We start from the raw sequence: 14,765 nt of genomic DNA on the forward strand, positions 1-14,765 counted from the left end.
CGTCGACTTATGCGCCCTTAGGCGTAGCTGCACGGCTGCAACAGGCCGCGGCACCCGCCTAAGGGATGATTTTTCCAGAAAATTATATTTAATAAGCAATTTCGGCTTTGCGCGAAACGGCTTGCAGCATAAGAGTATCAACCATGCATCCTATACCATCTCAAAAATATCGTCCCTTTGGCCAGATTGATTTGCCAGACCGTCAATGGCCTTCCCGCATTATCGACAAAGCCCCGCGCTGGCTTTCCACTGATCTGCGTGACGGGAACCAAGCTCTGATCGATCCGATGGACGCGCAAAAGAAACAGCGCTTTTTTGATCTGCTGGTTAAAATCGGAATCAAGGAAATTGAAGTGGGCTTTCCGTCTGCCGGCGCCACTGATTTTGATTTTATCTCGGGACTGGTTAAATCCGGCAGCATTCCTGATGATGTGATGGTCCAGGTTCTCACCCAATCACGCCGTGATCTGATCGAAACCAGCTTCGCAAGTCTTGAAGGCGCCAAGCAGGCCATTGTTCATCTTTATAATGCCGTATCTCCGGCATGGCGTGATGTCGTCTTCAAACTTGGGAAAGAAGGCGTCAAGGATATCGCCAAGGAAGGCGCAACCATTTTGCGCGAACAGGCCGAGAAATATCCTGATACCGACTGGCATTTTGAATATTCGCCGGAAACATTCTCTACTGCCGAAATTGATTTCAGCTTGGAAGTCACCGAGGCCGTGATGGATATATTGGAACCAACGGCCGCAAAGCCGCTAATCCTGAATCTGCCCGCAACGGTCGAAGCATCGACCCCCAATATCTATGCTGACCAGATCGAATGGATGTGCAAACATATCAGTAAAAGAGAGCATGTTGTAATCAGCTTGCACCCGCATAATGATCGCGGCTCGGGTATTGCGGCGGCAGAACTGGGTCTGATGGCCGGTGCAGACCGGGTTGAAGGTTGCCTTTTCGGCAACGGAGAGCGCACCGGTAATGTTGATTTGGTAACATTGGGCCTGAATATGTACACACAGGGTCTTGATCCAAAAATTGACTTTTCCAATATGGACGAAATCGTAAAAACGGTTGAATATTGCAACCAACTGCCAGTACCAGCACGCCACCCTTATGCAGGTGAATTAGTATTCACCGCATTCTCCGGATCCCATCAGGATGCGATTAAAAAGGGCTTTGCGGCGCAGGAACAGCGCAATGACGAGTTTTGGAATGTCCCTTATTTGCCAATCGATCCGCGCGATATCGGCCGCGACTATGAAGCCGTCATCCGGGTTAATAGCCAGTCAGGTAAAGGCGGGATCGCGTGGATATTGGAACAGGATCAGGGGTTGAAGCTCCCCAAACGCCTACAAGCCAATTTCAGCCGTACCGTGCAAGAATTGGCCGATGAAACAAGTCGAGAATTGTCATCCGCAGATATTTGGGGTGCTTTCCAGAAACGTTATCATTTGGACGGCAGTGGTCAATATAGCCTGATTGACTATAACGAACGGCAAACCGGCGGTGAACGGATTTTTGTAGGCAAGGTGAAAGGGCCGGACGGAGAAATTTCTGTCAGCGGTCGCGGCAATGGGCTGATTTCCAGCGTTGTTGACGCGGTATCATCGGCTTTGGGCGTCAATCTGGAAATTATGGACTATTCCGAACACGCTCTTGGTTCTGGTAAAGATGCGCAGGCCGCTGCTTATATTGAATGTAAATCTGATGATGGCCGGGAATTTTTTGGTGTTGGCATCAATAGTGATGTGGCGACAGCTTCCGTAGAAGCATTGTTGAGTGCCGTAAATCGTATCTAGGACCGCCGTTAATCGCGCGATTAAAATAACAGTGGAATCTGCATGGTTATGCGGTATGGCACCGCATAACCATTTTTCTTAAACGGGGGAATTTATGACTTTACCGGCACTGTTTAACAATCTTCGCCTTCCGCTTATCGGCTCCCCCCTGTTCATCGTATCAGGACCAGAACTCGTGATTGCGCAATGCAAAGCAGGTATTGTCGGTTCTTTCCCGGCGCTAAACGCCCGACCACAAAGCTTGCTGGACGAGTGGATCCATCAGATCACCGAAGAGCTTTCCGCATGGAATCGGGATAATCCTGACAATCCTGCTGCCCCCTTTGCCGTAAACCAGATCGTTCACAAATCTAATGATCGCCTCGATCAAGACATGGCAACCTGTGCGAAATGGAAAGTACCACTGGTTATCACATCACTTGGTGCGATGGAGGACCTTAATACCGCAGTCCATGGTTGGGGCGGCATCACGATGCATGATGTTATCAATGATCGTTTTGCGCATAAAGCCATTGAAAAGGGTGCAGATGGCCTAATCCCAGTAGCCGCCGGCGCTGGCGGCCATGCTGGAACTACTTCCCCTTTCGCTTTGATGCAAGAAATCCGCCAATGGTTTGATGGTCCGGTCGCTTTATCGGGTTCCATCGGCTGCGGCGCTTCGATTCTCGCGGCGCAAGCTATGGGCGCCGATTTTGGCTATATGGGTTCTGCTTTTATCGCGACCAAGGAAGCGAATGCGGATCAAGCTTATAAAGACGGCATCGTAGAGGGCCGCGCAGGTGATATTGTTTATTCCGACCTCTTTACCGGCGTGAGTGGTAATTATCTCCGCCAATCTATTGTGAGTGCTGGCCTTGACCCAGATAATCTTCCCGACGGAGACTATAAAACAATGGATTTCGGTTCCGGCGGTAATACGGATAAAAAAGCCTGGAAAGATATTTGGGGTTGTGGTCAGGGCGTCGGTGCAATCGACGATGTGCGTTCTGTTCAGAACATGGTCGACCGTCTCATCACCGAATATCGGGCCGCACGAGATGGCTTGGCAACGCGTTCAAATTATTAAACTAAATTGAGAAATGTGCATAATGGACCTGTTAGAGCATGGTGAAACACCTGCTTTAGCGGGTATAATTGTCGAACCGCTTTAATAGAAGCAGCAGCCTACATCTCGCCGCGTTGACGGCGGAGGGCGAACCATTTTGCGACATTGGCATTATGTTCGGCCAGCGTGTTGGCAAATACATGACCACCCTTGCCGTCAGCTACAAAATATAGATATTCGCTTTTCGCCGGATTAAGCACTGCTTCAATGGATGCACGGCCGGGATTGGCAATTGGCCCTTTTGGCAAGCCGACCATGGAATAGGTATTATAATTATTCACGGCGGCAATTTCGGATTGCCGGATGCGGCGGCCCAGCGGTTTTCCCTTTGTGATTGGATAGATAATGGTCGGGTCAGCCTGCAACATCATATTCCGATTGACGCGATTGCTGTAAACGGCAGCAACTGTCCTGCGTTCCCTAGCCAAGGCCGTTTCTTTTTCGACAATCGCGGCCAATATAATGGCTTCTTCCGGTGTTTTAACCACGCTTAGCGCCGTTTTTTTCGGCCAGAGTTCAGCGATCGTATCTTTCATCGCTTTTTGCATGCGTGCAACAACATCCGCCCGCTTTTCACCGCGCTCAAAACTGTAGCTATCAGGTAATATCGAGCCTTCCGCCGGCACATCAATCTCGCCGGTCAGAAGCTTTTCCGCCATCAGCTTCTCATATACAATGATCGACGGCGTACCTTCTGGTATGGTGACGAGCCGTTGAACGGTCTTCCCCCCCTGTAATATATTCAGGATCGTCGCATTGCTGGCACCGGCAGGTATAATAAATTCACCTGCCTTGATCGGCTGAGACCCACCTAAAATCTTTGCGCGGTTCAGGAAAGCATCCGCAGATTTAATCACGCCTTCTTCCTCAAGCGTTTGGGCTGCCATCCCAAGGCTTGATCCAGATTTTATAACGATCTGACGTTCATCTTGTAGAGGTCCACTGGCATTCCATCCGTAAATGAAATTCCCTGTCACAAGAGCAATGATCACCGCTGCGATAATGAGAATTAGGCAACCGAAGCGCCGCATGATGGGGTTAAACAGCCTTCATAATGATGCTGGCATTGGTCCCGCCAAAGCCGAAGCTATTGCTCAATACCGCGTTGACTTTGCGCTTTTTCGCGACGTGCGGTACCAGATCAACACCTTCACAAATATCTTCCGGATCATCGAGGTTCAAAGTTGGCGGAACGATCTGATCACGCATTGCAAGAATACAGAAAATCGCTTCCACAGCACCTGCACCGCCCAATAAATGGCCGATAGCTGATTTAGTGGAACTCATCGACATCGTCTTGATATCATCGCCAAACAAACGGCGGACTGCACCCAGTTCCAAAACGTCTGCCATAGTTGAAGTGCCGTGCGCATTGACATAATCAATGTCGGCAGTTGTCAGCCCGGAACGTTTCAATGCCATTTCCATTGAGCGATAAGCACCGACACCATCGGGATGCGGGGCCGTTACGTGATACGCATCGCCGGACATGCCATAGCCGATAACTTCGGCATAGATATGCGCGCCGCGTGCTTTCGCGCGCTCATATTCTTCCAGACAAACGACGCCAGCGCCCTCGCCCATAACAAAACCGTCGCGGTTTTTATCATAAGGCCGTGATGCGGCTTCCGGATTATCATTATTCGTGGACAGGGCCTTTGCTTGTGCAAAACCGGCGATTCCTATCGGACAGATTGTGGCTTCCGCACCGCCGGCCAACATAACGTCGGCATCATCCAAAGCGATCATCCGCGCAGCATCGCCGATACTATGCGCACCCGTTGAGCAAGCCGTAACCACCGCGTGATTAGGGCCCATCAAGCCATATTTAATCGAAACCTGTCCAGAGATCAGGTTGATCAGGCGTCCGTGCACAAAATGGGGGCTGACCCGGCCCGGGCCGCGCTCATGCAGAACCAGAGATTCTTTTTCAATGCCGGGCAATCCGCCAATGCCCGAACCAATCGAACAACCGACACGCAGTTTTTCTTCGTAGCTCATTTCCGTCAGCCCGGCATCTTCCAATGCCTGTCCAGCGGCATCAATGCCGTAAATGATGAACGGATCTACTTGCCGTTGAACCTTATGATCCACGCGTTTGTCAGGATCAAAACCATATTCATGATCTGCCGGTTTAACTTCACAAGCGATCTGACATTTTTGATCAGACGCATCAAAGCGCGTTATTTTTCCAGCACCGGATTTTGAAGCAAGAATATTGCTCCAAGTTGTTTCCACATCTCCGCCAAGGGGCGTTACCAAACCCAGTCCGGTCACTACGACACGACGCATATCCTGCTCCAATTCATAATGGGCTATGAAGCCCCAATTCAAAAAGCGGCCACCGGTTTAGGAAATATTTCCCAGGCCGGTGAGCCGCTTTGTAATAATTTAGCGATCATTGGCCCTGGAATGCCAGCCATGAATATCCGCCGCACTCCAAAATCAATTAGGCTTTGCTTTTGTTGATAAAATCAATGGCATCTTTAACAGTTGCGATTTTTTCAGCGGCATCATCAGGAATTTCAACACTGAACTCTTCCTCAAAAGCCATCACAAGCTCAACAATGTCGAGGCTGTCAGCGCCCAAATCATCGATGAATGCCGCCTCTTCAGTCACTTTGTCGGCTTCAACGCCAAGATGTTCAACAACGATCTTTTTTACGCGGTCTGCAGTCTCACTCATAAGAGTTCCTTCTTCATAGTAATTAATTTCCATTTTGTCCTAGTGCCATGCCGCGCAGCTTGCAAGAGGGCACGCGCAGCTTTGTGCATTGATCGAGATTATTGACGAAATTTACCGTCGGCATGAAAAACAAAAAAATGCATATACAGATAAAAGTTACGTTCTTAGCTGATCATCGCCATACCGCCATTTACATGCAGCGTCTGACCAGTGACATAGGATGCCTCGTTACTGGCAAGATAGGCAACAGCAGCGCCAATATCTTCGCCCGTCCCCATTTTTCCCGCCGGAATTTTACGATTTATCTCGTCTTTCTGGGCATCAGTCAGCGCCTCCGTCATCGGCGTAGCGATGAAACCGGGGGCCACGCAATTCACGGTAATATTGCGCGATGCCAGTTCCTGTGCCAGCGCCTTGGACATGCCGACTAAACCAGCTTTGGACGCCACATAATTGACCTGCCCCGGATTTCCGGTCGCACCTACCACGGATGTGATCGAGATTATCCGGCCATGCCGCGCTTTCATCATCGGACGGGCCGCAGCGCGCATCAGACGGAAAGCGGATTCCAGATTGACCGTCATCACATCGGACCAGTCTTTATCAGACATCCGCATCGCCAATCCATCCCGTGTAATCCCGGCATTATTTACCAAGATGTCAATCTTGCCGAGCTTCTCGACGACTCTTGGAACAAGCGCATCCACTTCTTCAGCATCGGACAGATTGCAGGGCACAATCACATGTCCATCACCGTTCAAATCCGCAATCATCTCGGTCAAAGTCAGTTTGCGCGTGCCGGATAAGGCTATTTTAGCCCCGCGCTCTGCCAATGCTTTGGCAATGGCGGAACCAATTCCGCCGGATGCACCGGTTACCAGTGCAGTCATTCCTGTGAGATCAAACATTTTCGTTCCTATCCTAAATATCGGAATATAATTTAAAGCGAACCCAGAAAGGCCTCAATATCATTCATGGAAATCAGGCTCGTCGCTTCAACATCCTTATTGATCCGCTTGACCATCCCGCCCAGAACTTTGCCGCCAAATTCAACAAATTGTTCCACGCCCGCTTCAGAGAGATTTTCGACCGTTTCGCGCCACCGCACGGTCCCTGTTACCTGTTCCACCAATAGCTGGCGGATTTCATCTGCCTCTGAGACCGTATCGGCGGTGACATTCGCGAAAATTGGAACAGCGGGTGGAAGAATACTCGCCTCCGCAAGTGCCTCTTCCATGGCCTCCGCTGCCGGTTTCATCAGCGAGCAATGGAATGGCGCCGATACCGGCAGCAATATACCGCGTTTAATCTCATGTTCTTTTACCAGAGCAATGGCGCGTTCAATCGCCCCCATATGCCCCGAAATAACAACCTGTGTCGGGTCATTGTCATTAGCGACGGTACAAATTTCACCTTGCGCCGCAGCCTTCGCCAAATGGGCCGCCTTTTTCACATCCGCGCCTAGCAAAGCGGCCATACCGCCCTCGCCTACTGGCACAGCCTTTTGCATCGACTGCCCGCGCAGTTTCAGCAATTCAGCGGTCGTCGTCAGGTTCAAGGCGCCCGCGGCACATAGCGCAGTATATTCACCCAGACTATGACCCGCGACATAGACGCATAGATCAGGGAGCGAAACGCCGCCTTCTTTTTCCATCACGCGCAATGTCGCAATCGCATTAGCCATAATCGCCGGTTGCGCGTTTTCAGTCAGTGTGAGTTCATCCTCTGGACCTTCGCACATCAGCTTGAACAGATTTTGTTCCAGCGCGTGATCGACTTCCTGAAATACTTCGCGGGCCGTACTGCTGGCCTCGGCCAAGGCTTTGCCCATGCCAACAGCCTGACTGCCTTGTCCCGGAAAAATAAACGCCCTCATGATCGCCCCTTATATTTTGTTAATCTGCTTTCTCCGCAGGTAAGAGGGAATGGCGCAGCATGCAAGTATCGCGACATAAATCGCTTTAGCCTGTCAGACGGTTATCCGACTGAAGTCGGCTCTCCAGCGGCGCTCACATGGAAACTTAGGCCTTATTCCTATGGTAACGAAAAACCTGTCCTGCGCCGGTTACCACTTAGAATATCACGGGATGATGGAGAGCTACGCGATGCAGGTTCATGGTGGCTATGGGCTATTCGCACCACTAGCCGTTCGAACATATCTACCGCCACCACCGCCGCTACCGGATTACCGAAGGATCGGAAGAAATCCAGATACGCAAAATTGGCGGGCACATGTTCGAATTTATCAAGTGAGATGGGGTGTCTGCTATGGGCGCAAAAGGGAATGTTATAGATATAGTTGCTGTCGGTCAGCTTGCGCCCCAGTTCCCGCCATTCCGGCAGATCATTTGGGTTCCCAATACCGGTCATCGACTTCTAAACAGAGCTCGCTTAGCGCCAAGTCTGTCATTAAACATGGTATTCTGCTGCGATTTTATTATTCACATGCCTATGCTCGCAGGCGCTAACGCTCAATCGCAATCAAGTTTGCTCTTCACCAGATCGTGCATCAACCGGTAAAGTTTCGATTACTGCTGTCTCCGCTTGAGTTTCATCCTCCGTCAAGCCTTCGCGAAAGCTTCGGAGTCCCTTACCTAAATCAGCCATTGTCTCCGAAAGACGGTTTTTTCCAAAAAGAACGAAAATCACTACTAATACGACCAACCAATGTGCGGCAGAAAGCGAACCCATAATTTAATTCCTTTTATGGAAAGTAATGATGAAGTAGCAGAATGACAACGTAGATTTAACTATCCGATCTGGCTTATGGCCAATCCAGCCAACGCCAGTACACCGAGCGTTTTTAGCACGTTCCAACGTAACGCAAAAATAAATAATAATGCGATGAGCGCAAGCAATGCCGCGCGCCAGTCAAGGCTGGTCCAATCGGGCATATCGAAATGCAACGGGCCAGCGGACACGCGCTCGACTCTCTCGAACAGCACATGTAATGCAAACCACAAAGTGAGATTTGCAATAACGCCAACAACGGCAGCGGTGATGGCTGCAAGCCCGCCTTTTAGCCGCTTGGCATGTTGTAATCTCTCGATCCACGGGGCGAGTGCAAATATCCACAAGAAACAGGGCGCGAACGTGACCCATGTTGTCACGACGGCACCGATGATGCCAGCCATAACCGGTGTAAATGGTTCAGGCACTCGGAACGCCGCTAGAAAACCCACAAACTGCGTTACCATTATAAGCGGCCCGGGGGTTGTTTCAGCTAGCCCCAACCCGTCCGCCATTTCACCCGGTTGCAACCAACCATAACCGTTTACGGCCTCTTGAGCCATATAGGCGAGTACTGCATAGGCACCGCCAAAGGTAACGACAGCAAGCTGGGAAAAAAACAGTCCGATTTTCCAAAGGACATGGTCTGGTCCCACAGTTGCAAATATGAGCGCTAGCGGAATGGCCCAAATGATACCCCAGACAATGATCGCTCGGATCGTCTCCCTCCATGGGCGAGGAGAATCTTCAAAATTGTCGCCATTCCCCATCTTGATGGCAAGCCAATCCGGGCGCGCAGTCGCCACAAATATCCCGAGCCCACCGGCACCCAAGACAACTAGCGGGAATGGGAGGTTAAATAGGAACAAGGCGCTGAATGCAGCAACCGCCAAAGCTCGTTTGAAATTTGTGTTAAGCGCTCGGCCCGCAATGCGCAGCAACGCCTGAACCACAATGGCGAATACCGCCGCTTTGATCCCCAAAAACAATGCTTCAAACCAATCGAGATTGGCGGCAAATGCGTAAAGCAGCGAAAGTGCGAGTATGACCAGCGCGCCGGGCAGAACGAACAATGTTCCAGCAGCAATCCCACCTCTCGTACCGTGCAGCCTCCATCCTATCCAGGTTGCAAGTTGCTGCGCTTCAGGTCCGGGAAGCAGGTGGCAGAAATTGAGAGCGTGGAGATATTGCTCCTCGTCAATCCAGTGACGTTCCTCCACCAGTTCGCGGTGCATCAATGAAATTTGCCCTGCAGGGCCCCCAAAACTGAGCATCCCGATACGTGCATAGACCCGCACGGCATCTGAAAAACTTGGGATTGTCGTTTTAACTGCCACCCAAAACCTCCATGCCTTTTAATCCGGAAAACCTAATTGAACAAATGCAACGCTTGGGCGTATCGCCTGACCGGGAGGTTGCTCATTCCCGATGTGCCTCGATTATAGGAGACCCTTCGGGCAGATCAAAGTAATCTTTGCGGCTGCTTTAACCCGCTTGCGTCAGAAATGCCGACCGACCGCTTCCACTCAGTTTCGGTCATTCGAACTGATCAGATGGAAAACAAAGGCGGCTGGGCGGGAAACGCCCCATTTTCGGTTATCTAGCTTCGAAGTTCGTGTAATTAATAGCAGCCATTCACGCCAGCGCATTGTAGGCGACGGCAGCCAGCCCTGCGATCGCGCTAATGAGCCAAAGACGTCTATAAGAAATCGGCTTCGCCAATAACAGCGTGGAAGCCACCACTCGGTGGGAATCAACGCCAGTCTCGCGAGAAATAGCTTCGGCAAAACGACGCCACACCTCCTCATCATTGCGTGATCCGCTCGGGATTTCCTGTCGTAGTGCCGAGAACACATCTCCTGCCGTTCGCCAATTGCCTGCGCTTGTGTAGTCAAGACGAACAGCAAATTGCTTTTCGACATCGGCGATCGCAGCGATCTCATCCCCGTCCCCACCGAGGCCCAATGTATAAAGGGGTGATGAGGCAGCGTTTCCCATCGGCACATGTTACCTGTAGCTCAATATTTTGCAATGTCCGTTATAATGGCATCCTAATCCGAAGCCGAATGGCAGCTCCCCACCCACCTGTTGCCGTTCGAAGTGATTGCATGGAAAATAAAAGCGGCTGGTCGGCAAGCGCCCCAATTACTGACGATATGTGCATTTCATTACATACCCAAAAACCGCCGCTTAATGATCGACAGTAAGTCGTTTGGTTCCGCTATTTCTTAGCGGCGACAGTTAACCATCGCGACGGGGCGCTGAAGTGACCAACTCCGTCATATTCATCATATTCTACGGAAGTCCAATTTCCTGCTTTACGGTAAATCCGTTCAGCAACATCACGAGATAAATGATTGTAGTATCGCCGGTGCGCATCCCAACCTTCTGACCCTGCAGTTTTGTAACTCGCGAAGTGCCAGCCACCTGGCTTTAGCGAATCCCAAATGCGTGTGAGGATAGCTGGCAACCCCTCGTGGGGAACGTGCAGCAACGAGGCACATGCAACAACTGCATCGTAACTCTCGCGCTCATCAAGGTTGTCGAAGCGCAACACACGTACAGGCCGCCCGAGTCTTTCGCTAGCGAGAGATACCATGGCTTGTGTTCCATCGGTCGCATCCACGTCAAAACCTAATCGCAGCATTTCAGCGGCGTCGCAACCGCTACCACAGCCAAGTTCCAGAATACGGCTACCTGCCTTAAGCTTGGGCAGAAAAGCTAACAGATCGGACGACACCTCATCTGGGCGTGCATTTGAATAAGGGCGAGCATTGCCCTCGTAAAAATCTAGCGTGGCGGCATCATAAAGATGAGGCATGTGCGATGTTGCTACTTCGGCACTATGGCGTGACAATTATTATTTCCTTTTATCCTGCTAGCCTAGATGCATACTACAAATCGATTGTTTCCGAACGACAAAATTTTGTTTTACTCCCCGAAACCAGCCCTTCCGTTTCCCACCCAATTGTCGTCCTCCAAAATGGTCCAAGGTAGCGTCCACTTTCGGGAAGTTGCGGACATTACTGATCCGGCGGCGAACTAGAGGCGAAACGCCGTAACCCTATCCCATCTTTCCTACAGATAACCAAATAGGTCATATAAGTATTTTCTCCCTCAATAAGGAAAATGCATATGACCTACCAATCCCCCCAATCCACCTTCACCGACATCCCGCCCGCTGCTGATCTCCCGCAGCCCAAGGAGCGCCATGATGGCTAGTCGCCCGATAAGCAGGTGCTGTTTCTCGAAGCCTTGGCGCGGACCGGTAATGTCAGGGCGGCTGCGACTTATGCCGGACTGTCTCGGGAAAGCGCTTATAAGTTGCGACGCAGACCAGATGCCCTCGCCTTTGCCCGCGCGTGGGATGCCGCGATCATCCATGCGCGGGATGTGTTTCAGGATGAGCTGCTTGATCGCGGGCTCAATGGCTGGACCGAGCCTGTTTGGTATCAGGGGGAGGAAGTGGGAACGCGGGAACGATGGAGCGCACCGTTATTTCTGGCGGCGCTGGCGCGGCTCGATAAAATGGCTGATGGCGTTACTCTGTCGAACAAGACCGCGCGGGCTGCGGCGGATCATTTTGATGCGCTGGTCGAGGCTATTGGGCAGGGCAGCGATTGCGCGGAGCTGCTGGAAGCGATTGACGCAGAGGCTGCGCCGTCCGTACAACGCAATAAGCGCCGTGCGGATGGACCATCTGGGGCGGACGTGATGGCCCAATTTTCCAAGAGCACCGAGATGATCCGGATCAATAGCATGGCGCCGGAGGATATTAATGTCTCTGACCTCGACATTGCCGAGCGCGAGGATTGGGATGATCTCCAATGGGAACGCGCGCATCGCAGCGGCTTGTTGGAGCGCAGCGGGGTGTTTGATGATCTTCCCGACCCTGTGTGATTTGTGTGAACTTTGAAAGGTAGAGGAGGTTTTATTCGCCGGGCGCGGGCTTCTGCCCGCTTGGCTTTCCTCGCATAAGCTCGGGCGCGCAGTCGCGCTTGCCTCGCTGCGCTCGGTCGATGCTCTCAAGCTTAGCACCAAACCGACGCACCGCGGAGGCAAGGCCGACCGGCAGCCGCGCCCTATGGCGCGTAGCCAAGCGGGCAGAAGCCCGCGCCCGGTGCCTGAGGCCTAATAAACATTGCATTCATCCCGCAAATCCGCCATGAGCGCCGCTTCCGCGTCATTCGACTGTTCGAATCACCGGAAAAACAAAGAAGGCCGGAGGGGCGTGTCTGCATGGTGCGGCGTCAGCGATCGGTAATATGAAGGAAATACTGCATGCCAATGTACGAGCATGTCTTCCTCGCGCGTCAGGATTTGAGCCAGTCTCAAGTCGATGCACTCGCTCAGGAAGCTACAAAAATTGTTGAAGCTAATGAAGGCAAAGTCGTTTTGACCGAAACTTGGGGCCTGCGTACGCTCGCTTACAAGGTTCAGAAGAACCGCAAAGCCCATTACGTGATGCTGCGTCTTGACGCACCAACCACTGTCATTGCCGAGCTTGAGCGCCAGACCCGTATCAATGAAGACGTTATCCGTTTTCTGACCATCCGCGTGGACGAACATGAAGAAGGCCCATCAGTGATGATGCGCAAGCCTGATCGTGACACCCGCAGCCGTGGCGGACCCGGCGGTGATCGCCCCCCTCGCCGCGACCGCGACGATAGTTAAGCTAGAAAAGGAGTTATAAATATGGGACGTCCATTTTTCCGTCGCCGCAAAAGCTGCCCCTTTTCCGGCAAAAACGCACTACCAATCGACTATAAAGATGTGAAGATGCTGCAAGGATATATTTCCGAACGCGGCAAAATCGTACCTAGTCGTATCACCGCAGTTTCCGCGAAGAAACAGCGCGAATTGTCCAAAGCCATTAAACGCGCTCGCCATCTTGGCCTGTTGCCGTATCTCGTGAAATAGGAGCAAGAGACATGGATATTATTTTGCTCGAACGCGTAGAAAAACTGGGCAGCATCGGTGATGTTGTTACAGTGAAGAACGGCTATGCCCGTAACTTCCTGCTGCCAAACAAAAAAGCGCTGCGCGCTAACGCCGCTAACAAGAAGGTTTTCGAATCTAACCGTGCGCAAATCGAAGCCGACAATGAAGTGAAACGCAAAGATGCTGAACAAGCATCTGGCAATGTTGACGGCAAACAGATCGTTTTGATCCGCGCGTCTTCAGCCAGCGGCCAACTTTATGGTTCAGTTTCGGTTCGCGATATTGTTGAAGCCCTAAATGCTGACAATGCCAATATTGAAAAAAGCATGGTCATCCTTGAAAAACCAATCAAAACAATTGGTGTTTTTGAAGTTCGCGTCCGTCTTCACCCTGAAGTTTCTGTCAACGTACAGGTCAATGTGGCCCGTTCCGACGACGAAGCCGAATTGCAGAAAGACGGTATCGACGTAATCGCCCAGATGTTTGAAGATGACCAGGCCGAATTGGCTGCTGCAGCTTTATCACCTGAAAACGAAGACGACGGTGAAGCCGAAGCGGCTGACACAGAAGAAGCTTCCGATGAAGCGGCTACTGAAGAAACCGAAGAAAGCACCGAAGACAAAGAATAATTGTCATCCACTGATTTAAGGGCCCGGAGCCGGAGCGTTACATTGTAACAATCCGCCTTCGGGCTTTTTTTATATCTAGAACGATGGGAATTGCGCCCACTATGTGAGCGCCGCCCGAAAACCGCGCACCATTTTAACTCAGATCAATTTGGATGGATGGACTGGCTTAATAGCCCATCAAGCCGAGCACTTCTTTCCGGCTGCGGGAATCGTCTAGGAAACATCCTAAAAGCCGACTGGTCGTCATGCCAACACCCGGTGTCCGTACGCCGCGCGCCGTCATGCAACTATGGCTCGCCTCGATGACAACGGCCACACCTTGCGGCTTCAGATTATCCCAAATACATTCCGCGACTTCGGCCGTCAGGCGCTCCTGCACCTGTAAACGCCGCGCAAAGCCGTGAAGCACACGCGCCAGTTTGGAAATCCCGACGACGCAGTCGGTGGGCATATAGGCAATACTCGCTTTGCCGATGATCGGCGCCATATGATGTTCGCAATGGGAATGAAAAGGTATATCCCTCAGCAGGACGAGCTCGTCATATCCGCCGACTTCTTCAAACGTCCGGGCAAGATGAATTGCGGGATTCTCTGTATAGCCTTCGCAATATTCTTTCCATGCCCGGGCGACGCGTTTTGGAGTATCAAGCAGGCCTTCCCGCTCCGGATCTTCGCCAGACCAGCGAAGCAATGTTTTCACCGCCTCCTGAACGTCATCGGGGACCGGAAGTTTAGCGGCTTCACGAGCGGCAAGGGCATCTTCAAAACTGTCAGAATAGTCGGCCAAAAGGCAATCCTTTACGGGTGCAAAATTACATGATGCCAACAAGATACGCGCCGCCGTGCCCCAGTGCAAGTGCACCGAAGCCGGT

Annotated in this window: 16 protein-coding genes and 1 pseudogene; 7 read left to right on the forward strand and 10 right to left on the reverse strand. The window is 51.6% G+C overall.

Annotation, left to right across the window (positions count from 1 at the left end):
• Positions 1-143: 143 nt before the first annotated feature.
• Positions 144-1,802, forward strand: coding sequence for a 2-isopropylmalate synthase (leuA, locus tag V7676_RS04725; RefSeq protein WP_335658492.1), 1,659 nt, complete (start codon positions 144-146; stop codon positions 1,800-1,802).
• Between the two features lie 94 nt (positions 1,803-1,896).
• The gene (locus V7676_RS04730) at positions 1,897-2,868 is read left to right on the forward strand and encodes an NAD(P)H-dependent flavin oxidoreductase (protein ID WP_335658493.1); all 972 of its coding nucleotides are present in this window, start codon (positions 1,897-1,899) and stop codon (positions 2,866-2,868) included.
• A gap of 98 nt (positions 2,869-2,966) precedes the next feature.
• Here V7676_RS04730 and mltG read toward each other — a convergent pair whose 3' ends face one another.
• The 5 genes from mltG to fabD form a co-directional block, all read right to left on the reverse strand.
• A complete protein-coding gene (gene mltG / locus V7676_RS04735; protein WP_335658494.1) occupies positions 2,967-3,938 on the reverse strand; it encodes an endolytic transglycosylase MltG in 972 nt (323 codons plus the stop codon).
• A 7-nt stretch (positions 3,939-3,945) separates the two neighbouring features.
• On the reverse strand, positions 3,946-5,199 hold the full coding sequence (gene fabF, locus V7676_RS04740) for a beta-ketoacyl-ACP synthase II (protein WP_335658495.1): 1,254 nt from the start codon (positions 5,197-5,199) through the stop codon (positions 3,946-3,948).
• 157 nt (positions 5,200-5,356) lie between these two features.
• Positions 5,357-5,593: an acyl carrier protein gene (locus V7676_RS04745; RefSeq protein WP_335658496.1), complete on the reverse strand. Its 237-nt coding sequence runs from the start codon at positions 5,591-5,593 to the stop codon at positions 5,357-5,359.
• Between the two features lie 164 nt (positions 5,594-5,757).
• Entirely contained in the window at positions 5,758-6,501 is a 744-nt protein-coding gene (gene fabG, locus V7676_RS04750; RefSeq protein ID WP_335658497.1) for a 3-oxoacyl-[acyl-carrier-protein] reductase, read from the reverse strand.
• A 32-nt stretch (positions 6,502-6,533) separates the two neighbouring features.
• Positions 6,534-7,469 carry an ACP S-malonyltransferase gene (gene fabD / locus V7676_RS04755; protein ID WP_335658498.1) on the reverse strand — a complete coding sequence of 312 codons (936 nt, stop codon included), beginning with the start codon at positions 7,467-7,469 and terminating at the stop codon, positions 6,534-6,536.
• Positions 7,470-7,695: 226 nt separating this feature from the next.
• On the opposite strand from fabD, the pseudogene V7676_RS04760 reads away from it, so the two are divergent.
• Positions 7,696-7,846, forward strand: a pseudogene (locus V7676_RS04760) (acyl-CoA dehydrogenase family protein); the annotation flags it as partial.
• A 228-nt stretch (positions 7,847-8,074) separates the two neighbouring features.
• Here V7676_RS04760 and tatA read toward each other — a convergent pair.
• The 4 genes from tatA to V7676_RS04780 all read right to left on the reverse strand — a co-directional run bounded on the left by tatA (position 8,075) and on the right by V7676_RS04780 (position 11,180).
• Complete coding sequence (gene tatA / locus V7676_RS04765; protein ID WP_335658499.1) at positions 8,075-8,284, reverse strand: twin-arginine translocase TatA/TatE family subunit; 210 nt, start codon at positions 8,282-8,284, stop codon at positions 8,075-8,077.
• A gap of 59 nt (positions 8,285-8,343) precedes the next feature.
• The gene (chrA, locus tag V7676_RS04770) at positions 8,344-9,660 is read right to left on the reverse strand and encodes a chromate efflux transporter (protein ID WP_335658500.1); all 1,317 of its coding nucleotides are present in this window, start codon (positions 9,658-9,660) and stop codon (positions 8,344-8,346) included.
• Positions 9,661-9,958: 298 nt separating this feature from the next.
• Positions 9,959-10,321: a hypothetical protein gene (locus V7676_RS04775; RefSeq protein ID WP_335658501.1), complete on the reverse strand. Its 363-nt coding sequence runs from the start codon at positions 10,319-10,321 to the stop codon at positions 9,959-9,961.
• 223 nt (positions 10,322-10,544) lie between these two features.
• On the reverse strand, positions 10,545-11,180 hold the full coding sequence (locus V7676_RS04780; protein ID WP_335658502.1) for a class I SAM-dependent methyltransferase: 636 nt from the start codon (positions 11,178-11,180) through the stop codon (positions 10,545-10,547).
• Positions 11,181-11,560: 380 nt separating this feature from the next.
• On the opposite strand from V7676_RS04780, the gene V7676_RS04785 reads away from it, so the two are divergent.
• The 4 genes from V7676_RS04785 (at position 11,561) to rplI (ending at position 13,893) form a co-directional block, all read left to right on the forward strand.
• Positions 11,561-12,223 carry a hypothetical protein gene (locus V7676_RS04785; RefSeq protein ID WP_335658503.1) on the forward strand — a complete coding sequence of 221 codons (663 nt, stop codon included), beginning with the start codon at positions 11,561-11,563 and terminating at the stop codon, positions 12,221-12,223.
• A 381-nt stretch (positions 12,224-12,604) separates the two neighbouring features.
• On the forward strand, positions 12,605-12,997 hold the full coding sequence (gene rpsF / locus V7676_RS04790; protein WP_335658504.1) for a 30S ribosomal protein S6: 393 nt from the start codon (positions 12,605-12,607) through the stop codon (positions 12,995-12,997).
• Positions 12,998-13,018: 21 nt separating this feature from the next.
• Positions 13,019-13,243 (forward strand): 30S ribosomal protein S18, encoded by a 225-nt coding sequence (gene rpsR / locus V7676_RS04795; RefSeq protein ID WP_335658505.1) that lies wholly within the window; start codon positions 13,019-13,021, stop codon positions 13,241-13,243.
• 11 nt (positions 13,244-13,254) lie between these two features.
• Entirely contained in the window at positions 13,255-13,893 is a 639-nt protein-coding gene (gene rplI, locus V7676_RS04800) for a 50S ribosomal protein L9 (protein WP_335658506.1), read from the forward strand.
• A gap of 166 nt (positions 13,894-14,059) precedes the next feature.
• Here rplI and folE read toward each other — a convergent pair whose 3' ends face one another.
• Positions 14,060-14,680 (reverse strand): GTP cyclohydrolase I FolE, encoded by a 621-nt coding sequence (gene folE / locus V7676_RS04805; RefSeq protein WP_335658507.1) that lies wholly within the window; start codon positions 14,678-14,680, stop codon positions 14,060-14,062.
• Positions 14,681-14,765: the final 85 nt, after the last annotated feature.

This window comes from Parasphingorhabdus sp., from assembly GCF_036963805.1.
GTDB lineage: Bacteria > Pseudomonadota > Alphaproteobacteria > Sphingomonadales > Sphingomonadaceae > Parasphingorhabdus.